The following is a 21,742-nucleotide window of genomic DNA, read 5'->3' as shown; positions in this document are numbered from 1 at the left end:
CTCGCACGGCCTTCACGCATCGATCGACATCCCAGCATGACCGCCCAAGACCAGTCCCTAGCCAAGAGCTTCGAACCCGCCGCCATCGAGGCCAAATGGGGCCCCGAGTGGGAAAAACGGGGCATCGCCAAGCCCACCCTCGACCCGGACCGGCCCGATTTCGCCATCCAGCTGCCGCCGCCCAACGTCACCGGCACGCTGCACATGGGACACGCGTTCAACCAGACCATCATGGACGGCCTGGCGCGCCACGCGCGCATGCGGGGCGCCAACACGCTGTGGGTGCCGGGCACCGACCACGCCGGCATCGCCACGCAGATCGTGGTCGAGCGCCAGCTCGACGCGCAGGGCGTCTCGCGGCACGACCTCGGCCGCGAGGCCTTCGTCGAGAAGGTATGGGCCTGGAAGGAGGAGTCGGGCTCGACCATCACGCGGCAGGTGCGGCGCATGGGCGCGTCGATCGACTGGAGCCGCGAATATTTCACGATGGACCCGAAGATGTCGCGCGTGGTCACCGAAGTGTTCGTGCGGCTGCACGAGCAGGGGCTGATCTACCGGGGCAAGCGGCTGGTCAACTGGGACCCGGTGCTGGGCACCGCCGTGTCGGATCTGGAGGTCGAGAGCGTCGAGGAGGAAGGCTCGCTCTGGCATATCCGCTATCCGCTGGTCGAGGCGGACACGCGCACCGGCCTGACCCATCTGACGGTCGCCACCACGCGTCCGGAAACGATGCTGGGCGACGTCGCGCTGATGGTCCATCCCGAGGACGAGCGCTACGCGCACCTGATCGGCAAGATGGCCAAACTGCCGCTGACCGATCGCGAGATCCCGGTGATCGCCGACGACTACGTCGACCGCGAGTTCGGTACCGGCGTGGTCAAGGTCACGCCGGGCCATGACTTCAACGACTATGCGGTGGGCCTGCGCCACCAGCTGCCGCAGCTGTCCGTGCTGACGCTCGACGCGAAGATCGCCGACAACGCGCCGGCGCAATACGTCGGCCTGGACCGTTTCGAGGCGCGCCGCCGCATCGTCGCCGACCTCGACGCCCAGGGCCTGCTGGCCGAGGTCAAGAAGCACAAGCTGATGACGCCCAAGAGCGAGCGCACCGGCAGCGTGATCGAGCCGATGCTGACCGACCAGTGGTTCGTCGCGATGAGCAAGCCGGCGCCCGAGGGCACCTTCTACCCCGGCCGCTCGATCGCCGAGGTCGCGCTCGATGCCGTGCAGAGCGGCGAGATCCGCCTGATCCCCGAAAACTGGGTCAGCACCTACAACCAGTGGCTGGCCAATATCCAGGACTGGTGCATCTCGCGCCAGCTGTGGTGGGGCCACCAGATCCCGGCCTGGTACGACGAGGCCGGCAACTGCTATGTCGCGCGCACCGAAGAGGAAGCGCGCGCGCAGGCGCGGGCGGCCGGCTTCGAAGGAACGCTGCGCCGCGACGAGGACGTGCTCGACACCTGGTTCTCGTCGGCGCTGGTGCCGTTCTCCTCGCTGGGCTGGCCCGAGCAGACGCCCGAGCTGCAGCACTTCCTGCCGTCGTCGGTGCTGGTCACCGGCTACGACATCATCTTCTTCTGGGTCGCGCGCATGGTCATGATGACCAAGCACTTCACCGGCCAGGTCCCGTTCAAGGACGTGTACGTGCACGGCCTGGTGCGCGACTTCGAAGGCAAGAAGATGAGCAAGTCCGAGGGCAACACGCTCGACCCGGTCGACCTGATCGACGGCATCGAGCTGCCCGAACTGCTGAAGAAGCGCACCACCGGCCTGCGCCGGCCCAAGGATGCGCCGAAGATCGAGGCCAAGACGAAGAAGGAATTCCCCAACGGCATTCCGGCCTTCGGCGCCGACGCGCTGCGCTTCACCTTCGCCTCGCTGGCCACGCTGGGCCGCAACGTCAACTTCGACACCGGCCGCTGCGAGGGCTACCGCAACTTCTGCAACAAGCTGTGGAACGCGACCCGCTTCGTGCTGATGAACACCGAGGGGCACGACTGCGGCATGGGACCGTGCAACCAGGACTGCGGCCCGGACGGCTATCTGGACTTCTCGCAGGCCGACCGCTGGATCGTGTCGCTGCTGCAGCGGGTCGAGGCCGAGGTCGACAAGGGCTTCGCCGAATACCGCTTCGACAATATCGCCAACGCGATCTACAAGTTCGTCTGGGACGAGTACTGCGACTGGTATCTGGAGCTGGCCAAGGTGCAGATCCAGAACGGCACGCCGGCGCAGCAGCGCGCCACGCGCCGCACGCTGCTGCGCGTGCTCGAGACCGTGCTGCGGCTCGCCCATCCGATCATCCCGTTCATCACCGAGGAACTGTGGCAGAAGGTCGGTCCGCTGGCCGGCCGCGGCAAGGGCGACGGCAGCGAATCGATCGCGCTGCAGCCCTACCCGCTGGCGGCCGCCGCGAAGATCGACGAAACGGCCGAGGCCTGGGTCGCGCAGCTCAAGGCGATGGTCGATGCCTGCCGCAATCTGCGCGGCGAAATGAACATCTCGCCGGCGCAGCGGATCCCGCTGTACGCGCACGGCGACAACACGTTCCTGCACGCGGCGAAGGACTATATCCAGGCGCTGGCGAAACTTTCCGAGGTTCGCGTCTTCGAAGACGAGCAGACCTTGATGACCGAAGGCGCCGGTGCACCGGTCGCCATCGTCGGCGGCAGTCATCTGCTGCTGAAGATCGAGATCGACATTGCCGCCGAACGCGTCCGTCTGGGCAAGGAGATCCAGCGCATCGGCGGCGAGATCGCCAAGGCCCGCGGCAAGCTGGCCAATGAGAGCTTCGTGGCCAAGGCGCCGGCCGCGGTGGTCGAACAGGAAAACCAGCGGCTGGCCGACTTCGAGCAGACGCTGGCCAAGCTGCAGGACCAGTTGCAACGGCTACCGGCATGAGGTTGGCCGCCTGCGCCGGTGACGGCGTCGGCGGCGATCTCGATGTCGGTGTCCGGGCGGCCTCGAGGCCGGCAACGTGGTTCAGGGCATGCGCCTTGCTTTGAGGCAAGGTTGACGACATCAAAACTGAGAAGGAGCCTCTTTTATGGAAACCCGCGTCACCAAGGCCGTATTCCCGGTAGCCGGGCTCGGCACCCGTTTCCTGCCCGCTACCAAGGCGAGCCCCAAGGAAATGCTGCCCGTGGTGGACAAGCCGCTGATCCAGTATGCGGTCGAAGAGGCGATGGCTGCCGGCATCACGGAGATGATCTTCGTGACGGGCCGCTCCAAGCGTGCGATCGAGGACCATTTCGACAAGGCCTACGAGCTCGAGGTCGAGCTGGAGGCGAAGAACAAGCAGGCACTGCTCGAGGTCGTCCGCTCGATCAAGCCGTCGCATGTGGAATGCTTCTATGTGCGCCAGCCCGAGGCGCTCGGTCTGGGCCATGCGGTGCTGTGCGCCGAGAAGCTGGTCGGCGACACCCCGTTCGCCGTGATGCTGGCCGACGACCTGCTCGACGGCCAGCCGCCGGTGATGAAGCAGATGGTCGACCTCTACAACCATTACAACTGCTCGATCCTCGGTGTGGAAGAAATTGCACCCGAGCAAAGTAAATCTTACGGCGTGGTCGACGGCCGCGAGTGGGACGAAGGCGTGATCAAGGTCGCCGGCATCGTCGAGAAGCCGGATCCGGAAGTGGCACCGTCGAACCTGGGCGTGGTCGGCCGCTACATCCTGACGCCGCGCATCTTCGAACATATCCGCAACCTGAAGCCCGGCGCCGGCGGCGAATTCCAGCTGACCGACGCGATCCAGTCGCTGCTGGGCCAGGAACAGGTGCTGGCCTACCGCTACCAGGGCGTGCGCTACGACTGCGGCAGCAAGCTCGGCTACCTGAAGGCGATGGTCGAATTCGCGCTGAAGCATCCCGAGGTCCGCGACGAGTTCGGCAGCTATCTGCGCGAGCGGATCTGAACGAATCGCAAGTCAGCGTTGTCCCGGCCGCCGTGGCACAAGGGACGCGCAAGGGCGGCAGCGCATGCTGTCGCCCCACCCATGGGCCATATGGTCCAGCGGATGGCATTGCACTATCATGGCTGCGGTATGCGAGCAGTATTTGCCGTGGGAGCCCCTCGTGAATCGCCTCGACCATGACACCGAAGCCGCCGTCCGGCACTTCCTGCGCCTGATATCCCGCCGTTATCCGACCGCGGGCGCCATCGTGTACGGCAGCCGCGCACGTGGCACGCACCGCCCGGACAGCGATGCCGATGTAGCCGTTCTTCTCGCCGGCGAACATCAACGATTTCTGCCAACCAAACTGGCGATGGCGGACGTGGCCTTCGATGTCCTGCTCGAAACGGGCGTCAATATTTCGCCGTTACCGGTCTGGCTGGACGAGTGGGAGCATCCTGAGGCGTACGACAATCCGGCCCTGCTGCGGAACATCGCGGCCGAAGGTGTCCGCCTGTGAACGGAAAACTGACGCCTGCCACATTGATGGCAAAGGCAGATCGTGCCTGCGCATCGGCCCGCGCGCTGCTGGAGCTGGGCGACATGGACGGAGCATGCAACCGCGCCTACTACGCCATGTTCGACGCAGCTCGAGCCGCGCTGCTGGCCTCCGGCGCCGCGGTAAGGGCCGACATCGGCAAAACGCACAGCGGTCTGATCAAGGCCTTCGGCGAGCACCTGATCAAGCATGGGCCGATACCGAAGGAGATGGGGCGTTTGCTGAAACGGGCCGAGGAAGTCCGCTTGGTGGCCGACTACAAGAGCAACTCGGTCGAACTGGCCGACGCCGCGGAACTCGTTGGCCAAGCGGAATTGTTCGTGGGCGCCATGCGCGCCGCATTTCCGTCGGCGGGCTTCGAGGATGGCCAGGCAAAGGCCAGGTGACCTGGGCCGTCGAATGGCAAAACAAAAGCCGCCCGAGGGCGGCTTTGTCGTCTGCAACGCGGTCTGCTTACCGGCGCTTCATGTAGAACACGAAGACCTTGTCGACCTCCTGGTGCGACAGCAGTTCGTTGCCGGTCTGCTTGGCGAAGGCCTGGAAGTCGCGGGTCGCGCCGGGATCGGTGGCCAGCACCTTCAGCACTTCTCCGCTCGCCATATCGGCCAGCGCCTTCTTGGTCCGCAAAATCGGCAGCGGGCAGTTCAGCCCGCGCGCGTCCACTTCCTTCTGGAACTCCATGGTCTCTTCCTTGCTTCCTTGGTATGGGCGATGTCGGCAAGCCTTCCGTGAGGCTTCATGGCCGGTATTGTAGCGTCGCGCCCGCCCCCGCCGCCCGGGCGGCTTCGCGCGGGTCGGGGATGTCCTCGCCGGTCTGGCGGTCGAAGAAGCGCACCGGATAGCCGCGCGCGGCCAGCCAGTCGGCCACCGCGAAGCCGGTGCCGGCATTCCAGATCCGCATCTTTTCGGGGGCCACCAGCTTGTAGTCGGCCAGTTCCTCGGACAGCGCGATGGTGCCGGTGGCACGCACGTGGTAGGCGATGATCAGCTCGTTCTTGCGCATGAATTCGTAGACGCCGATCAGCGACACCGACTGCGCGTCGAGATTGGTCTCTTCCTTCAGCTCGCGCGCCACGCCGGCCTCCGGCGTCTCGTCGCGCTCCAGAAAACCGGTGACCAGCGCGTACATCGACGCCGGCCACGCGGCATTGCGCGCCAGCAGCAGCTTGCCCTCGTACTCGACGACCGCGGCCAGCACCGGCAGCGGGTTGTCCCACTGGACGAAATGGCAATCGTCCTGCACGCAGGCCATGCGTTCGCGCCCGGACATCGGCAGCGCCATCAGCGGCGTGCCGCAATGGGGACAGTAGCGATAGGAGGGCATGGCTCGATTCCTGTTTGCGGTTTGCGCTGATGGCTGTTCGATGGCGCGAGGCGCCGGATTCAGGCGGCGATCATGCGGCGCAGACCGCCCGCATGTCCGCCGCCAGCGCCTCGACGGTCTCGGGCTGCAGATCCCACGAGCACATGAAGCGGCAGCCGCCGGCGCCGATGAACGTATAGAAGCGCCAGCCGCGCGCGCGCAGCGCCTCGATCGCCGGCAGCGGCAGCTCGGCGAACACGGCATTGGCCTGGGTCGGGAACATGATCCGCACGCCCGGAATGCTGGCGATGCGATCGTGCAGCAGCTGCGCCATCGCATTGGCATGGCGCGCGTTGGCCAGCCACACGTCGTTCTCCAGCAGGCCCAGCCACGGCGCCGAGATGAAGCGCATCTTCGAGGCCAGCTGGCCGGCCTGCTTGACGCGGTAGGCAAAGTCCTCGGCCAGCTTGCGGTCGAAGAACACCACCGCCTCGCCGACCGGCAGGCCGTTCTTGGTGCCGCCGAAACACAGCACGTCGACGCCGGCGCGCCAGGTGATCTCGGACGGATGCACGCCAAGCGACGCCACCGCGTTCGCGAAGCGCGCGCCGTCCATATGCACCCGCAATTGCCGCCGCTTGGCGATCGCTGAGATCGCGCGCACTTCCTCGACGGTATAGACGGTGCCGACCTCGGTCGATTGCGTCAGCGATACCACCTTGGGCTTCGGATAGTGGATGTCGTTGCGGCGCGTGACCAGCGCCTCGACCGCGTCCGGCGTCAGCTTGCCGTTCATGCCGGGCGCGGTCAGCAGCTTCGAGCCGTTGGAGAAGAACTCCGGCCCGCCGCATTCGTCGGTCTCGATATGCGCCAGCTCGTGGCAGATCACCGAGTGGTACGACTGGCACAGTGCCGACAGCGCCAGCGAATTGGCCGCGGTGCCGTTGAACACGAAGAACACTTCGCAGTCGGTCTGGAACAGGTCGCGGATCCGATCGCAGACCTTCTGCGTCCACGAATCGTCGCCGTAGGCCTGCTCGTGCCCGCTGCCGTTGGCTTCGAGGAAGTACTTCAGCGATTCCGGGCAGAAGCCGGCGTAGTTGTCCGAGGCGAAATGCTGCATGACGGTTCCGTACAGGGGCGCGAGGCGCCGGTTCGTGGATGCCCGGGGAAAGGAACGAGGATGGCGAGGATGCCGAGGATTGCGCGTGTTACTTCTTGTCGGCCCACAGCTCGCCGCCGGTGGCCCAGTTCTCGCGCTTGACGTCGGTGATGATGATGTCGACCGCGCCGGCCGAACAGCCGAGGGTTTCGCAGGTGACACGGGTCACTTCCTCGACGAACTTGCGCTTCTGCTCGACGGTGCGGCCCTCGAACATCTCTACGTGGAAAGTCGGCATGGATGGCTCCTGTTGTTATCGATGGATGGTGCGCAGACTGATGCGGCCGCGGCCGTCAGTCCCGATAGGAAGGATCGATTTTATCGAGTTTGCGCAGCAGCGACGGCCATTCCAGCGCGCCCTCGACGGCGCCGCCGTCGTCGAGCTGCGCCGAGGTCCGCGTCGCGACCTCGACCGTGGGCAGCACCACGCGCGTCGCGGTCAGCGCGCCGAGCTGGATTTCGCAGGCCTTGATCAGCGTGGCCATCAGCACATAGGCCTCGGCCACGGTACGGCCGACCGTCAGGGTGCCGTGGTTGCGCAGCAGCATCGCGGGATGGCCGCCCAGCGAGGCGGTCAGCCGCGCGCCTTCGGCCGGCGTGAAGGCCAGGCCCTCGTAGTCGTGATAGGCGAGCCGGCCGTGGAAGCGCATCGCATGCTGCGACAGCGGCAGCAGCCCGTCGGCCTGGGCCGATACCGCGACGCCCGCGGTATTGTGCAGGTGCATCACGCAGACCGCGTCCGGACGCGCCGCGTGCACGGCCGCATGCAACGCAAACCCGGTGACGTTGACCGGATGCGGGCTGTCGCCGACGACCTCGCCGCGCCCGTTGATCTTGACCAGGTCCGATGCGCGGATCTCGTCGAACGCATGGCCGAACGGATTGATCAGGAAGTGGTCCGGCTCGCCCGGCACCGTGGCCGAGATATGCGTGTAGATCAGGTCGTCCCAGCCGGCCTGCGCGCATAGCCGATACGCCGCGGCGAGGTCGACGCGCATGGTGCGCTCCGCTTCGGACATGGTGGCCGGAGCGTTGGCGGAAGCGCCGGTGGCGCGGGCGGGTTGCAGGGCGAAGGACATCGATGGCTCCTTGCGCGTTCGGCGATGCCGGCCCGGAAGCCGGCCGCCGATGACGGCGAAGGCGATACTGTAGCCGAAGCGCGCGGGCGCGTGGACCGCCCCAGCCGGCTCAGGTGACCGGCTCAGGCGTGCGGCGCCGCGGCGGACGGCAGCGGCGCGATCCGGCGCAGCCACAGGTAGATCAGCGCGCCGACCAGCAGCGCCAGTGCCGCTCCAGCCAGCGACGCGGCAAAGCCGCCGGTGCGGGCCACCAGCGCGGTCGCGAACGGCGGCCCGACGATCTGCCCGAGCCCGTAGGCCGCGGTCATCAGGCCGATCAGCCGCGGCGCCTGGTCGCCGGCAAGCCGGCGCGCCTCGTGCATGGCGAACAGCACCAGCGCGGTGAACGGCAAGCCGGCCAGCAGGCTGCTCAGCGCGAAGCCGGCCAGCGTCGGCCACACCGCCGCGATTGCCACGCCCGTCGCCTGCATGCCATAGGCCAGCGCCAGCAGCACGCGGTTGTCGTGCCGCACGCCGATGCGCACGGCCGTCAGCGCGCCGAGCGCCACCGCGGCGCCGAACAGCGGCCAGAACAGGTCCGCCCACAGTGAGCCGGGCATCGCCTCGCGCGCGATCACCGGCAGGAAGGTCGCGGTGATGATGTAGCCGAAGCCGGCCAGCCCGTAGGCCACGGTCAGCGCCCACGCCTCGCCCGACATCGCCGCCATCCGGGCCGGTGCGGCGGTGGCCGAGGCCGGCGCCGCCCCGGCCCGGGGCGCCGCGTCGGGCCGGAAGATGCGCCATACGGCCGCGACCAGCAGCAGCGCCAGCACGCCGAACGCGATCCAGCCCCACGCCGCGCTCCAGTCCATGCCGACCATGCCGAAGGCCGATACCCCGGTGGCGACGATGCCGATGCCCGGTCCGCAGAAGATCAGGCCGCCGAGCGCCGGCTTGCCGGCCTCGGCCAGCCGCTGCATGCACCAGGCCGCGGTATAGACCAGCACGAAGGCGCTGGCGACGCCGGCCGCGGCGCGCCACAGCGACCACGACAGCATGCCCAGCGGCAGCGCCATCGCCAGCGTCAGCGCGACGGTGGCGGCCAGCCCCCAGCGCACCATGCGCGCCGCATCGGGCCGGATCAGCAGGCAGGCCAGCGCGCCGGCGAAATAGCCGATGTAGTTCCAGGTCGCGATCCAGCCGCCCTGGTGCAGCGTCACGCTGCCGTCGTGCAGCATCATCGGCAGCAAGGGGGTGAAGGCGAAGCGGCCGATGCCCATGGCGACGGCCAGCGAGACCAGGCCGCCGAGCGCGACCGCCCAGGCGCCGGGGCGACCGGCTTCGCTGCCGGCGAGCGCGCCGTGGACCAGCTCGGGATTGCGGGAGGGCGAGACTGACACGATGCGGATTCTCCGTTCTGGCGCGTCGGCAACCCCGCCATCGTACCCGCAGCCGGCAAGGCGCGACGGCGCCGCCCCGAAGACCACGCCACCGTCCCGGGCAAGCGGTGTCGTGTCGCCTACACTGGAATCGGGTCGCGACGTGCCTCGGACGGCTGTGACCGCCATGTCCGGCCCTCCCCCCTTTCGCCTTTCGCGAGCGCAGACCCATGAACGCCCAGGCAAGCTTCGCGCGGCGGCTCGCCGCCGTCCTGCTGCTGATTGTCGGCATGACGCTGGCCCTGGCCCAGCCCGGCGGCACGGCGGACCGTGCGCGCGCGCAGCCCGCGGCGGCCGCGCCGGTCTACCTGATTCCGCTCAAGGGCGCGGTGGGCCCGGCCAGCGCCAGCTTCGTGCGGCGCGGCTTCGAGCAGGCGCGCCAGGCCGGCGCCCAGTTGATCGTGCTGGAGATGGACACGCCCGGCGGCCTGGACCCGTCGATGCGGCAGATCATCCAGGACATCCTGGCCAGCCCGGTACCGGTGCTCGGCTATGTCTATCCGGGCGGGGCCCGCGCCGCCAGCGCCGGCACCTACATCCTGTACGCGAGCCATCTGGCCGCGATGGCGCCGGGCACCAATCTGGGCGCGGCCAGCCCGGTGCGGCTCGGCATCGGCGGTCCGGAGCGAGAGCGGGAACGGGAGCTGGAGCGGCGCCAGCGCGCCGAGCGGCCGGCCGACCGCGGTCCGGCTTCCGCGGGCGCCGCCAGCGCGCCGGCCGGCGCCGCCTCGGAGCGCAAGGACAAGGACAGCAGGGACGACGACAGGCTCGACACCCTCGAGCGCAAGCAACTGCACGATGCCGCCGCCTATATCCGCGGCCTGGCGCAGCTGCGCGGGCGCAATGCCGAATGGGCCGAGCGCGCGGTGCGCGAGGCGGTCAGCCTGTCGGCCGACGAGGCCGCGGCGCAGCGCGTGGTCGACCTGATCGCGCCCGACGTGCCGGCGCTGCTGCGCGCGGTCGACGGGCGCGCCGTGGTCGCGGCCGGCGCGTCGCGCACGCTGCGCACCGCGCAGGCCAGCGTGGTCGAGCTCGAACCCGACTGGCGCTACCGGCTGCTGGCCGTGCTGACCGAACCGAGCGTCGCGCTGATCCTGATGATGATCGGCATCTACGGGCTGATCTTCGAGTTCTCCACGCCCGGCATGGTGCTGCCCGGCGTGGCCGGCGCGATCTGCCTGCTGCTGGCGCTGTTCGCGCTGCAGATGCTGCCGATCAACTACGCCGGGCTGGCGCTGATCGCGCTCGGCATCGGCTGCATGGTCGCCGAGGCCTTCCTGCCGAGCTTCGGCGCGCTCGGCCTGGGCGGCATCGTCGCGTTCGCGCTGGGCGCCGTGATGCTGATCGACACCGACATCCCGGGCTTCGGCGTGCCGCTGTGGATGATCGGCACGCTGTCGCTGGCCGCCGCCGCGCTCAGCTTCGGCGTGTCTGCCGCCGCCGTGCGCGCGCGCCGCCAGCCGGCGGTGATCGCCGACACCCGCGTGGTCGGCAATGCCGGCCGCATCATCGATGACGGCTGGGCCGAGGTGCAGGGCGAACGCTGGCGCGTGCGCAGCGCGGCGCCGCTGCAGACCGGCCAGGCCGTGCGCGTGACCGGCCGCCAGGGGCTGGTGCTCGACGTCGAGCCGGCCGACGGTGTGCCCATGGACGAATCGCCCGCGCGGCCACCGCCGCCCTCTTCCACGTCGCCCACGACACCCACGTCCCCACAAGGAGACCGACCATGATCTTCAGCCTCAGCGCCGGCACCCTCGTCATCCTGCTGGCCCTGCTGATCTTCTCCGCCTTCCGCGTGCTGCGCGAGTACGAACGCGGCGTGGTGTTCATGCTGGGCCGCTTCTGGCGCGTCAAGGGACCGGGGCTGGTGCTGGTGCTGCCGGTGATCCAGCAGATGGTGCGGGTCGACCTGCGCACCGTGGTGATGGACGTGCCGGCCCAGGACGTGATCTCGCGCGACAACGTCTCGGTCAAGGTCAACGCGGTGGTCTACTTCCGCGTCGTCGATCCGCAGAACGCGATCATCCAGGTGGCCAACTTTCTCGAGGCCACCAGCCAGCTCGCGCAGACCACGCTGCGCGCCGTGCTCGGCAAGCACGATCTGGACGAGATGCTGTCCGAACGCGAGAAGCTGAACCTGGACATCCAGAAGGTGCTGGACGCGCAGACCGACGCCTGGGGCATCAAGGTCTCCAACGTCGAGATCAAGCATGTCGACCTGAACGAATCGATGGTGCGGGCGATTGCGCGCCAGGCCGAGGCCGAGCGCGAGCGGCGCGCCAAGGTGATCCACGCCGAGGGCGAGCTGCAGGCCTCCGAAAAGCTGCTCGAGGCGGCGCAGATGCTGTCCCGGCAGCCGCAGGCGATGCAGCTGCGCTATCTGCAGACGCTGACGCAGGTCGCCGGCGATCGGAGCTCGACCATCGTGTTTCCGGTGCCGATCGAGATGATGGAGGTGTTGCGGCCGCACCTGCGTGGCGTCGGCGCTGGAACGGGCGCGGACGCGAAGGCGGGGACAGCGGCGGCGGGTACTGGCGCGGCAGTGGGCCCCGCCACCCGCGCGGCGGACAGCAACGAGCCGCCGCATTGACCCGGCGCGGCCGGCCCCGCACCGCTACCGCACCACTACCGCACCACTACCGTACCGCTACCGCACCGCTACCGCGACGCGGCATCGCGCTGCGCCCACCGCGCGACATCGTCGCGCGAAGGGATGGCAATCAGGCCGCCGAGCGCGGCCGCCGCGGCGGCGCGGCTGGCCTCGCTACCGGCAGCAGACAGCGCCGGCAGCAGCATGGCGATGCCCAGCGCCGGCTGCGAATCGGTGGCATTGCCGATCAGCGTGGCGGCGGCCTGGCCCGCCTCCCGCTGGGCCACGCTTTCGCGGCCGAGCAGCGCCGCTTCGGCGGCCTCGCGCAGCCGCCGCGGCGTGCTCGCGTCGCGATAGACCCGGTTCAGCGCCTGCACCGCCCGTTCGCGTTCGCGCAGCCACTCGTTGACCTGCCGGACCACGTAGCGCGGCATCGGCCGGTAGGCGCCGCCGTCGGGCCGGGACAGCGACTCGCGCAGCCGCGCGAGGCCACGTTCGGTCCAGCCGTCCCATGGCCACGCCAGCAACCAGGGATGCGCCTCGCACAGCGCCGCATGGCGCAGCTGGCCGCAGCCCGCGAGCTGCACCTCGTCGAGCGCGGGGTTGTCGCGCGCCAGCGCGCGCAGCGCCGCCTCGGGCAACGCGATGCATCCGCGCGCGTCGAGCCAGCTCAGCCGCCGTGCGCCATCGAGCCGCAGTTCGCGCAGCGCCGCGCAGCCGTCCAGCCGCAGCACGCGTAGCGCCGGCGCGTCGAGCCGCACGGTCTGCAGCGCGCCGTTGTCGCGCAGATCGAGCGCCTCGAGCGCGGGCAGATGCAGCAGCGGCGATTGCGGCGGGCCGGGCTGCGCGACCAGCGGCGCGGCGGCCCGCTCGGCCAGCGTCGGTTCGCCCGGCATCCAGTCGCCCGGCATCCGCATCGCGCGCACGTCCAGCGTACGCAACGCCGGCGCATACGCCTGCACGTGACGCAGCGCCTGCGGCGTCAGCCGCGAGCAGCCGCTCAGGTCCAGCCGACGCAGCGACGCGCCGGTGCCGGCCAGCAGGGTCTCCAGCAGCGCGTCGGTCAGCGCCCCGGCGAAGGGGCTCAGATCCAGGCAGGCCAGCGGCGTGCCGGCCAGCGCCGGCAGCGCGGCGAAGGTCCGCGCGGCGCCATCGCGTCCGCTCAGCACGCCGAGCACGATCGCGGCGAGATCGCGCGCGGGAGATTGGGCCAGCCGCGACAACGCGCGGATGGCCGACATGGTGCCGCCCGGCGCGGTCTGCATCGCATCGGCGGGCCGCCACGGCAACGGATCGGGCCGCGGATGGATCGCCGTCAGACCGAAGCGGGCGGCATGCGTGGCCGCATCCGTGGCGCCATAGCGTCCATTCGCGTTCCGGCGGGCAAGCGCCTCGTCGAGACAGGCAAAACGCAAGGCTGGCGCCGCCGGCTCGCTGGCGCGCACCGGATGGCGCTCGAACGCCGCCACATAGGGCGCCGCCAGTTCCGGCTCGAGGCTGCGCAACCATGCGATGCCGGTGGGCGCAATGCGCAGGCGCGCGGCAAGGGCGGCCATGCCGACGATGGTCTCGACACGCTGGCGCAGCGCCGGCAGCGCCTCGGCCGGAATCGCCCCCACCAGGCCCGCGTGCGGCCACATCTCGTTCGCTCCTGCACCGTCCGCGCCGGCAAACAACGCCCCAAGGTCCTGCTGCAGGCGTGCCGCATCCTCGAGCCAGCCGCGCAGCACCGCGTCCGGCTGCAGCCGGCCCACCTCCTCGAGCACCGCAAGGTCGAGCGGCTGCATCATCTGGTCCAGGCACAGCAGATGGCTGCGCACCGGCAGCGTGCTCTGCCCCGGTGCGGCCAGCCCCATCGCGGCCAGCGCGGCCCGCCCGTTGCCGATCCGCTTCAGCAGTTGCCGGGAGCCGCGCTCGACCACGACATGGTCGTCCGCTGGATCGCCGGCCTGCTCGCCGGGCCCGCCGGCCAGTTCGCGCAGCAGCGCCCGCGTGAACGAGGCGGGATGGATCGCGCGCAACGCGGTGGGCTCCTCGCGCAGCAGCTGTGCCAGCGAGCGGCCAGCGACATCCTCGATGACCTGCACATCGAAGATCCGCGTGCCGCTGCACAGCTGCATCGGCACGCTGGCCGGCATGCCCCGCCCACCGGTCAGGCGGCGGTCCAGCGCATGCCAGATCGCCTCGCTGCCCGCCGCCTGCGCATCGAACTTGACCCAATAGACGTGCTCGCGTCCGTCCGCCTCGAAGCGGACCGGCAGCACGCGATGCGTGCCCGCTGGCCGGCGGGCTTCGGCAGGACATTGCCGTGCTCGTCGAACAACTGCCGCGCGATCTCCGGCGCCAGCGTGCGTTCCACGATGGCCCGCGACGCCAGCACACGCACCTGCACGGCGTCCCATGCGGCGCCCCACGCCGCCCTTGCCTGATTCCCGCCATCGACCAGCCAGCCGTCCAGCCGTCCGCGAAAGGCGGCCTGCCGTTCCGCCCATTGCGCGCGCCAGCCGTCGGGCCACGGCACGATCCCGAGCGCGCGCATCCGGCCTTCGTTGCCCGGCACCGCGCACAGCGCATCGCGCCAGACGCCCCAGCGCCCCATAGCGTCCTCGCGCGGCACCGCTGCCATGGCGGCCTCGTAATGACGGCGCATTTCGGCTGCCGGCGCACGCCGCACCGCCAGCGTGGCGGCCACACTTCGCGTTGTCTCCAGCGACGGCGGCCGGGCCGCCGCAGCGAGCAGGAGCGGATGCAGCGCCGGATCGCAGTCGTCGAGCCGGCGCAGCGCACGCACCGCCTCGCCGACCGGCCACGCAGGTACCTGACCGATGCCGGCGAGCATCGACAGCGCCGCCCGCAGCGGCCCCACCACGCGGTCCTGCACGGCCTGCAGCAGGCGGCGCTCCGACTGGCTCCATGCCGCATCGGCCAGTTCCTCGCGCCGGTGCGCCCGCAGTTGCAGCCGCCAGCGCAGCGTCTGTACCACCGCCATGGCCCAGCGCCAGTCCGCCAGGAACGGTGCCGAGAATCGCTTGAGCGCATCGAGCCGTTCCAGCGCCGCGCGCGGCGGCGTTTCATGGCGGCCGAACAGCAGCGACAGCGAGGTCAGCGTGTGCACCAGCGGTCCCCGATAGCCATGCTTGAGGTCGACGCCGCTGTCGGCATGATGCGTCTCCGCGTCGCCGAGCCGCATCATGTCGGCCTGCAGCTGGCGCAGCGCCAGATCCTCGCGCGCGCACAGCCGCCCGGGGTCGTCCACGCGCAACGGCACGTCCAGCACAGCGGCCATCGCCAGCGACAGCCGCTGCATCAGTGCGGGCTCGCCATGCGCAAGGCAAGGCGTCAGCAGCGAGAAGTGCAGGCCCTGGTCCGCATCCGGATGAGCGTTGGCGTTGGCCGCGCTGCGCTGGCGCAGCATGTCGGCAAGCTGCTCCGGCGTGCCGGTCCAGGCCAGCGCCGACGCTGCCACGCGCACGCCCGCATCGACCTCGAATCCGCCCGGCGCCGGCAACGGATGATCGGCGCCCGGCGCCGTTTCGCCGAGACTGCGGACGGCCAGGTCGAACAGCCGCCGGAACCGGATGAACCATGCCTGCGCGAGGCTGTCGGCCGGCGCGGGCTCGGCCAGCAGCAGCGCATACTCGAAGTCCGAGTACGGACTCATGTCGCCGCGGCTCATCGAGCCCAACCCGACGATCGCGAACGCGCACGGCGGTTCGGCCAGCATCCAGTGCCGGCAGGCGCGCGCGATCTGCGCGACCAGCGTCCTGTAGCGCGCGGTCAGCCGTTCCTGCAACGCCTCGATGGGCAGCGGGGTCTGCCAATCGCACAGTGCCGCGCGATCGCTTGCCTCGGGCAGTTCCGCTTGCGCCAGATCGGCCGCTGCCTGCGCCCGCAACGCATCGAGGCTGTCGCGCAGCGCGCGCCACAGCGCCCGCGGCGGCTCCGCGGGTGCCGCCACTGCCGCCGCGCTGCTGCGCAAGGTCTGCGCCATCCGCCGATGCGCGCCACAGTCGTAGCTCTTGAGCGCGGCTACGCACTCCTCCTGCACGACGTTGCGCACCACGCTGTCGCACCATGCCGCGCCATGCGCATGCAAGCCGATCGCGCCGGCCGATTCCGCCAGCAGCAGCACACGCTGCGCGACCTCGATGAATTCGGCGGCGCCTTTGGCGGTCCGGCGCAGGCTGTCCAGCGCCGTGGCGATCGCGTCGGACAGTTGGCGTGTCGGCAGGGCCTCGCGCGGGTCCTCCTCCGGCGCGAGCGCCATGCCGTGCACGGCCATCAGCGATTCCATGCGCGCGAGCGCCTGGAACAGACAATGCGCGCGCTCGAGCATGCGCAATGGCGAGGCTTTCGACACGCAGTGCGTGCCGAGATCGAACAGCGCGGCGCGCAGCAACACCTGCGCCCGCGGCGCCCACTGCGACAGATGCTCGCGCACCATCGCCGCTTCGAGCCGATCGATCGCCGCATCGAGTACCGCGCCACCGCGCCCGCCGGCGGGCAGCAGGCGCCGTGCATGATGTGCGTAGCAAAAGCCCTCCTTCCAATGGCTGCCGCGCATCCACACGCGCACCAGCGCCTCGTACAACGCGACCATGTCGTCGCGGCGGGTCTGGTCCAGCGCCGGGTACCGCTGCAGCAGCAGGCGCAGGCAGGACAGGCAGGCCTTGGCGCAGTCGGCATCGGCGTCCCGATACAGCGCGGACAGCTTGCGCAGCAGCCGCGCCTCGCCACCCGCCGGTGGTACTTGCGCGCGCAGCATGGCCGCGATGCCTTGCAGGCCTTGCTGGACCGTCATGCTGTCGCGGTCGGCGGCGCCGCCCTCGCCGATGCGGCCCTCGGCGTCGGCAGCGTCGGTGGCATCGCTGACGCCGGTGGCGATGCGCTGCGCCGCACGCGGACCGCCGGCCCGCAGCACGCCCAGCACGGCCGGGTCGTACGGCACCTGCGCGGCGAGCTCGAGCGGCGTCAAGCCCTGCCGGTTCCTGGCCGTGCCATCGGCGCCCGCCTCCAGCAGGCAGGTCACGATCACGCGCCAATCGTCGGCGTCGTGGCGCGCCGCGGCGCGCACGGCCCAGTGCAGCGGCGCGTCCCCTTCGTCGTCGGCGGTGCGTGCCAACGCGGGCCTGCCGGCCAGCAGATCCTTGACCCGCCGCCGGTCGCCGGCGAAGACGGCTTCGCGCAGCGCTTGCGGCTCGATGTCGCGCCCGGGGTCGCGCCCGGGGTCGCGCTGACCGTTGCGCTGCAGGTTGTTCTGAATCTCGCGCTCGATGTCTCGCGCCAGGCCGGCCCCGAGCTGGACCAGCGTGCCGATACGTGTGCCGACGGTGCTCAACATGGCGATGGACCTCCGGGACCCGCTCCGTTTGTCGTTCGCTCCACCGGCCTGCGGACACCGGCGGCGCAGCGAACGGTAGGCGATGCCATCGCCGCCAACCAGTTGGCACTGACCATTCGCGACAGAGACGATGCCAATTCCGACAGGGCGGCACACCGGGGCCGTTAGATTCGGCCCCATTCGGTCGCCCCTGCGCGGGTCGCCCGGAATGCGCAACCGTAATGCGCGCCCGTATTGCGCGCCCAACTTGCGCGCCCATCTTGCGCGCCCGTATTGCACCTCCGTATTGCGCCCGTCTCAGCCGGAGATCGCCATGCTGTCCATATCCGCTCACAACGCCCTGAGCGCGCGCGCCGACGCGCTGACGCAGCAGATGGCGCAGGCCGCCATCGCCCACCATCCGGTGGTGTCACCGATCGAGGAACTGGAGCGATGGCTGAGCCGGCGCTCGCAGGTGCTGCATCTTCAGTTGACGCTGCTGCGCGATGCCGAGGCCGAGACCGAGGCCGCCGAAAGGACCGCCGAACGGGCCATCGGCACGCAGCAGGCGCAGCAGGCTTTGACGCAGCACTATCTCACCGAGCTGGACGCGCTGGCCGCGACGATCGCAGCCCGCTATCGCGAAACCATCGAGGCGCGCATGCCCGATACGAAGACCGCGCAGGTCGTGGCCGAGGACGGCAGTGGCTTCGTCCCGCTCGACGCCGGCGAACTGGCGCGCCGGGTCGCGCGCTTTGGCCAACGTCTGGACGACGAGATGGCCGTGCACCGGCGCTTCGCCTTCGGGCCGCCGCAGCGGTGGGCGGCCTTGCGCGCGGATCTCGAGCACGAATGGAGCGCGCTCGAAGCGATGCTGTGCGAGCTGAAGGAACAGCTCGACGCCTTGAACCTGCCCACGGTCGAGCAGCAGGCGCGCATTGCACAGGCGGTGGCGCGGCTGCGTGGCGAGCGCCATGCCGGCGTGGTCGATGCGGGGCTGCATCAGGGCTGGCTGCAGGCCTGCCGCGAGGGCCGGCTCGATGTGGTTCAGGCGGTCGTGCAGACCGTGCCGCAAGGCGAGCGCCGCGCCTTTGTCGACCGTGCCGGCCCCGACGGCCGCAACGCCTTCCATCTCGCCTGCGAGCATCACGAATTCGCGCTCGCGGTATCGCTGTCGAAGCTTGGCGCCGATCCGCACAGGCCGACTGACGCCGGCCGCCTGCCGATGCAGCTGGCCACGCACGAGGACCATGGCGAACGCACGCGCACGCTGCTGGCGTGGCTGAAGATCCAGGGCGCCGACCCCTTGGCGCGCGACGACAATGGGCGCAGCGCGCTGAACGAGGCCGCCTATCACGGCAACCGCGCGGCGATCGGCTGGCTGCTCGAACAGGGCGCGAGCCTGGCCGAGCGCGACCGGCAGCAGCGCACGCCGCTGCATGCGGCCGCCGCCGCGGGCCATGCCGCCACGGTGTCGCTGCTGCTGTCGCGCGGCGCCGACCCGCAGGCGCGCAACGGCGCGGGCGAGCGGCCGATCTTCGAGGCCTGCAGGACGGGACGGGTCGATGCGATGCGAGCCTTCCTCGACGCCGGCCTGTGGCTCGACGCGGACGAGCGCCGGCAGTTGCAGCAAGGCGGGATGGTCGGCGAGACCGCGGTCGCGCAAGCCTGCGGGGCGCCGCTGCGGGCCGCGCTGGCGCAGACGGTGCCGGCCGTGCATGCCCGAGTCCATGCCGCGGTCAACGCCGCCGCGATGGGCGCCCACGGGACAACGGCAGGGGAAGCAATGAAAGGGAAGGCGGAGCAGCGGGTCGCAACGGCGGCCGCTGCCGCGGACCTGACCTCGAAGGCGAGGCCGGTGCCGCGTCTGCCGCCGGCGCTGCGGCGCCTGCGGCAATGGTTCTGATCGCTGCGCGCCGGGGGAGCGCGCAGCCCGGACAGCAGACGCTTACTTCTTGTAGTTGGCCACGCCGTCGGTGATTTCCTTGTGCGCTTCCTCGATGCCGCCCCAGCCCTCGACCTTGACCCACTTGCCGGCCTCGAGCGCCTTGTAGTTCTCGAAGAAGTGCTTGATCTGGTCCAGCGTGTTCTGCGGCACGTCCGACAGGCCCTTCATGTAGGCCGTGGCCGGCGACAGCTTGTCGACGGGCACCGCGACCAGCTTGGCGTCAACGCCGGCTTCGTCGGTCATCTTCAGCATGCCCAGCGCGCGGCAGCGCACCACGGCGCCGGCCAGGATCGGGAACGGGGTGATCACCAGCACGTCGACCGGGTCGCCGTCGCCCGACAGCGTCTGCGGAATGAAGCCGTAGTTGGCCGGATAGCGCATGCCGGTGCCGATGAAGCGGTCGACGAACAGCAGGCCGGTTTCCTTGTCGGCCTCGTACTTGACCGGATCGCTCTGGGCCGAGATCTCGATGATCACGTTGAAGTCGTTCGGGATGTCCTTGCCCGGCGGGACGAGATTGAAGCTCATGCGGTTCTCCAGATGCCTGTGTTCGGCCGGTATTTGGCCAAGGTTTGACGATGGCCGGCATTATAGCGGCTCGGTCTGACCCGGAACCGACAGGCGGACGACACGCGGCAACCGGCCTGCGCAGGCCTGTGCCGGCGCCGTGCGTTGCGGTTACCCGGTCCGGCTGGGCGATAATGCCGGCTTGGAATTTCAGCCGGAGCATGACGATGCACGCCCAGCACTTCGTTGCCAACCGCCTGATGGCGCCGGATTCCGGCATGCGCATCAAGGTGTTCGACCCCTCCACCGGCGCGCCCTTCGCCGAGATTGCGCGCGGCAACGCGACCGATATCAACGCCGCCGTCTATGCCGCGCGCCAGGCCTTCGATGGCGCCTGGGGCGCGTTGGCCGCCGCCGAGCGCGGCCGGCTGCTGACCGATCTGGCGCGCAAGCTCGCCGAGCACGAGGCCGAACTGGCCGCGCTCGAGGCGCGCGACACCGGCAAGCCGCTGAGCCAGGCGCACGCCGACGCGCGCGCGATCGCCCGCTATTTCGAGTTCTACGCCGGCGCGGCCGACAAGCTGCACGGCCAGACCATCCCGTATCAGAACGGCTATACGGTGCTGACCGTGCGCGAGCCGCATGGCGTCACCGGCCATATCGTCCCGTGGAACTATCCGCTGCAGATCTTCGGCCGCAGCGTCGGCGCGGCGCTGGCCGCCGGCAACGCCTGCGTGGTCAAGCCCGCCGAGGACGCCTGCCTGTCGCTGCTGCGCGTGGCGGAACTGGCCGCCGAGGTGGGCCTGCCCGAGGGCGCGCTGAACGTCGTGACGGGCTATGGGCACGAGGCCGGCGCGGCGCTGGCGCGCCATCCCGGCATCGACCACCTGTCGTTCACCGGCTCGCCGCAGACCGGCAGGATGGTCGCGCAGATGGCCGCCGAGAACCATGTGCCGGTCACGCTCGAGCTGGGCGGCAAGTCGCCGCAGATCGTGTTCGCGGACGCCGATGTCGATGCGCTGGTGCCGGTCGTGGTGCGCGGCATCGTGCAGAACGCCGGGCAGACCTGCTCGGCCGGCAGCCGGCTGCTGGTCGAGCGGCCGCTGTACGACGCGCTGCTGGACCGGCTGGCGATGGTGTTCGAGTCGCTGCGGGTCGGCCCCGCCGAGCAGGACCTCGAATGCGGACCGCTGATCAGCCGCAAGCAGCAGCAGCGGGTCTGGGACTTCGTCTCCGACGCGCAGCACGCCGGCATTCCGGTGATGGCGCAGGGCCAGATCGTCGCCGACGCGCCGGAAACCGGCTACTACCAGGTGCCGATGCTGCTGCGCGACGTGCCGGCGACGCACCGGCTGGCGCAGGAAGAGGTGTTCGGCCCGCTGCTGGCGGCGATGCCCTTCGACGACGAGCAGGACGCGATCGCGCTGGCCAACGGCACGCCCTATGGGCTGGTCGCCGGCATCTGGACGCGCGACGGCGCGCGCCAGCTGCGCCTTGCCCGCAAGGTGCGCGCCGGCCAGGTCTTCATCAACAACTATGGCGCCGGCGGCGGCGTCGAATTGCCGTTCGGCGGCTCCGGACAGTCGGGCCACGGGCGCGAAAAGGGTTTCGAGGCGCTATACGGCTTCACCACCCTCAAAACCATCGCCATCCACCATGGGTAATATCAATTTCCTCTCGGTCGCCTTCGCCATCTTTTTTTTCTGGATGGCCTGGCACGTCAACCACAAGCGCGCCACCAATCCGTCTGGCATGCCGCGGCTGCAGGTGTTCAAGCGCAAATGGGGCGAAACGATCGGCGACCGGGTCCACTGGTGCCTGTATGTGGCGCTGCCGTTCCTGCTGGCGCTGATGATGGTGGCCAATGCGCTGCGGGGGCGCGGGCCGTTCTCGGGCTAGGCTGGCCGCGGCCGGACGGTGGCGGCGATGGCCGCCGTCGGCTGGTTTCTTGTGCGGGG

Annotated in this window: 17 protein-coding genes and 1 pseudogene; 9 read left to right on the top strand and 9 right to left on the bottom strand. The window is 70.1% G+C overall.

Features of this window, described 5'->3' with window-relative positions; all coding sequences use genetic code 11:
* The first annotated feature begins 36 nt into the window (after window positions 1-36).
* From M1D55_RS13920 to M1D55_RS13905, 4 genes are all read left to right on the top strand, one after another.
* Window positions 37-2,904: a valine--tRNA ligase gene (locus M1D55_RS13920; protein ID WP_064575832.1), complete on the top strand. Its 2,868-nt coding sequence runs from the start codon at window positions 37-39 to the stop codon at window positions 2,902-2,904.
* A gap of 145 nt (window positions 2,905-3,049) precedes the next feature.
* Window positions 3,050-3,919 carry a UTP--glucose-1-phosphate uridylyltransferase GalU gene (gene galU / locus M1D55_RS13915; protein WP_006578933.1) on the top strand — a complete coding sequence of 290 codons (870 nt, stop codon included), beginning with the start codon at window positions 3,050-3,052 and terminating at the stop codon, window positions 3,917-3,919.
* A gap of 160 nt (window positions 3,920-4,079) precedes the next feature.
* On the top strand, window positions 4,080-4,418 hold the full coding sequence (locus M1D55_RS13910) for a nucleotidyltransferase domain-containing protein (RefSeq protein WP_064576133.1): 339 nt from the start codon (window positions 4,080-4,082) through the stop codon (window positions 4,416-4,418).
* The gene (locus M1D55_RS13905) at window positions 4,415-4,843 is read left to right on the top strand and encodes a HEPN domain-containing protein (RefSeq protein WP_231906425.1); all 429 of its coding nucleotides are present in this window, start codon (window positions 4,415-4,417) and stop codon (window positions 4,841-4,843) included. Before M1D55_RS13910 ends, M1D55_RS13905 begins: the two co-directional genes overlap by 4 nt.
* Window positions 4,844-4,910: 67 nt before the next feature.
* Here M1D55_RS13905 and M1D55_RS13900 read toward each other — a convergent pair whose 3' ends face one another.
* The 6 genes from M1D55_RS13900 to M1D55_RS13875 all read right to left on the bottom strand — a co-directional run bounded on the left by M1D55_RS13900 (window position 4,911) and on the right by M1D55_RS13875 (window position 9,380).
* Window positions 4,911-5,138 carry a sulfurtransferase TusA family protein gene (locus tag M1D55_RS13900; RefSeq protein WP_006578930.1) on the bottom strand — a complete coding sequence of 76 codons (228 nt, stop codon included), beginning with the start codon at window positions 5,136-5,138 and terminating at the stop codon, window positions 4,911-4,913.
* Between the two features lie 55 nt (window positions 5,139-5,193).
* On the bottom strand, window positions 5,194-5,781 hold the full coding sequence (locus M1D55_RS13895) for an NUDIX hydrolase (protein ID WP_006578929.1): 588 nt from the start codon (window positions 5,779-5,781) through the stop codon (window positions 5,194-5,196).
* 70 nt (window positions 5,782-5,851) lie between these two features.
* Window positions 5,852-6,883 (bottom strand): threonine aldolase family protein, encoded by a 1,032-nt coding sequence (locus tag M1D55_RS13890; RefSeq protein ID WP_006578928.1) that lies wholly within the window; start codon window positions 6,881-6,883, stop codon window positions 5,852-5,854.
* Window positions 6,884-6,971: 88 nt separating this feature from the next.
* Complete coding sequence (locus M1D55_RS13885) at window positions 6,972-7,160, bottom strand: 4-oxalocrotonate tautomerase (protein ID WP_006578927.1); 189 nt, start codon at window positions 7,158-7,160, stop codon at window positions 6,972-6,974.
* 55 nt (window positions 7,161-7,215) lie between these two features.
* Complete coding sequence (locus M1D55_RS13880; protein WP_064576130.1) at window positions 7,216-8,001, bottom strand: class II aldolase/adducin family protein; 786 nt, start codon at window positions 7,999-8,001, stop codon at window positions 7,216-7,218.
* Window positions 8,002-8,123: 122 nt separating this feature from the next.
* Window positions 8,124-9,380, bottom strand: a complete 1,257-nt coding sequence (locus tag M1D55_RS13875) for a YbfB/YjiJ family MFS transporter (protein WP_440268233.1) — start codon at window positions 9,378-9,380, stop codon at window positions 8,124-8,126.
* Between the two features lie 209 nt (window positions 9,381-9,589).
* Here M1D55_RS13875 and M1D55_RS13870 point away from each other — a divergent pair, with 209 nt between their 5' ends.
* Window positions 9,590-11,149 (top strand): NfeD family protein, encoded by a 1,560-nt coding sequence (locus M1D55_RS13870; protein ID WP_456282420.1) that lies wholly within the window; start codon window positions 9,590-9,592, stop codon window positions 11,147-11,149.
* Window positions 11,146-11,883 (top strand): annotated as a pseudogene (locus M1D55_RS13865) (slipin family protein); the annotation flags it as partial. The gene M1D55_RS13870 and the pseudogene M1D55_RS13865, both read left to right, overlap by 4 nt.
* Window positions 11,884-12,077: 194 nt before the next feature.
* Here the strand turns inward: M1D55_RS13865 and M1D55_RS13860 are convergent.
* Both M1D55_RS13860 and M1D55_RS13855 read right to left on the bottom strand, forming a co-directional pair.
* Window positions 12,078-14,273, bottom strand: coding sequence for a hypothetical protein (locus M1D55_RS13860; RefSeq protein ID WP_064575826.1), 2,196 nt, complete (start codon window positions 14,271-14,273; stop codon window positions 12,078-12,080).
* Entirely contained in the window at window positions 14,162-17,350 is a 3,189-nt protein-coding gene (locus M1D55_RS13855) for a putative nucleotidyltransferase substrate binding domain-containing protein (RefSeq protein ID WP_456282419.1), read from the bottom strand. The genes M1D55_RS13860 and M1D55_RS13855 overlap by 112 nt, the downstream gene beginning before the upstream one ends.
* A gap of 313 nt (window positions 17,351-17,663) precedes the next feature.
* On the opposite strand from M1D55_RS13855, the gene M1D55_RS13850 reads away from it, so the two are divergent.
* Window positions 17,664-19,235, top strand: coding sequence for an ankyrin repeat domain-containing protein (locus tag M1D55_RS13850; RefSeq protein WP_456282418.1), 1,572 nt, complete (start codon window positions 17,664-17,666; stop codon window positions 19,233-19,235).
* Window positions 19,236-19,277: 42 nt separating this feature from the next.
* On the opposite strand, the gene ppa is transcribed toward M1D55_RS13850, so the two are convergent.
* On the bottom strand, window positions 19,278-19,805 hold the full coding sequence (gene ppa / locus M1D55_RS13845; RefSeq protein WP_006577062.1) for an inorganic diphosphatase: 528 nt from the start codon (window positions 19,803-19,805) through the stop codon (window positions 19,278-19,280).
* Window positions 19,806-20,011: 206 nt separating this feature from the next.
* Between ppa and M1D55_RS13840 the strand changes: the two genes are divergently transcribed.
* Together M1D55_RS13840 and M1D55_RS13835 are read left to right on the top strand one after the other, a co-directional pair.
* Window positions 20,012-21,448, top strand: a complete 1,437-nt coding sequence (locus M1D55_RS13840) for an aldehyde dehydrogenase family protein (protein WP_064576124.1) — start codon at window positions 20,012-20,014, stop codon at window positions 21,446-21,448.
* Window positions 21,441-21,683 (top strand): hypothetical protein, encoded by a 243-nt coding sequence (locus M1D55_RS13835; RefSeq protein ID WP_006577064.1) that lies wholly within the window; start codon window positions 21,441-21,443, stop codon window positions 21,681-21,683. The genes M1D55_RS13840 and M1D55_RS13835 overlap by 8 nt, the downstream gene beginning before the upstream one ends.
* The last annotated feature ends 59 nt before the right edge of the window (window positions 21,684-21,742 follow it).

The organism is Cupriavidus sp. JZ107, assembly GCF_053903255.1.
This window is presented reverse-complemented; position numbering and strand designations above follow the sequence as displayed.

Coding starts and splice junctions, on each gene's coding strand:
- M1D55_RS13920 (WP_064575832.1), top strand. CDS start 37: ATGACCGCCCAAGACCAGTCCCTAGCCAAGAGCTTCGAACCCGCCGCC.
- galU (WP_006578933.1), top strand. CDS start 3,050: ATGGAAACCCGCGTCACCAAGGCCGTATTCCCGGTAGCCGGGCTCGGC.
- M1D55_RS13900 (WP_006578930.1), bottom strand. CDS start 5,138: ATGGAGTTCCAGAAGGAAGTGGACGCGCGCGGGCTGAACTGCCCGCTG.
- M1D55_RS13895 (WP_006578929.1), bottom strand. CDS start 5,781: ATGCCCTCCTATCGCTACTGTCCCCATTGCGGCACGCCGCTGATGGCG.
- M1D55_RS13890 (WP_006578928.1), bottom strand. CDS start 6,883: ATGCAGCATTTCGCCTCGGACAACTACGCCGGCTTCTGCCCGGAATCG.
- M1D55_RS13885 (WP_006578927.1), bottom strand. CDS start 7,160: ATGCCGACTTTCCACGTAGAGATGTTCGAGGGCCGCACCGTCGAGCAG.
- M1D55_RS13880 (WP_064576130.1), bottom strand. CDS start 8,001: ATGTCCTTCGCCCTGCAACCCGCCCGCGCCACCGGCGCTTCCGCCAAC.
- M1D55_RS13870 (WP_456282420.1), top strand. CDS start 9,590: ATGAACGCCCAGGCAAGCTTCGCGCGGCGGCTCGCCGCCGTCCTGCTG.
- M1D55_RS13855 (WP_456282419.1), bottom strand. CDS start 17,350: ATGTTGAGCACCGTCGGCACACGTATCGGCACGCTGGTCCAGCTCGGG.
- M1D55_RS13850 (WP_456282418.1), top strand. CDS start 17,664: ATGCTGTCCATATCCGCTCACAACGCCCTGAGCGCGCGCGCCGACGCG.
- ppa (WP_006577062.1), bottom strand. CDS start 19,805: ATGAGCTTCAATCTCGTCCCGCCGGGCAAGGACATCCCGAACGACTTC.
- M1D55_RS13840 (WP_064576124.1), top strand. CDS start 20,012: ATGCACGCCCAGCACTTCGTTGCCAACCGCCTGATGGCGCCGGATTCC.
- M1D55_RS13835 (WP_006577064.1), top strand. CDS start 21,441: ATGGGTAATATCAATTTCCTCTCGGTCGCCTTCGCCATCTTTTTTTTC.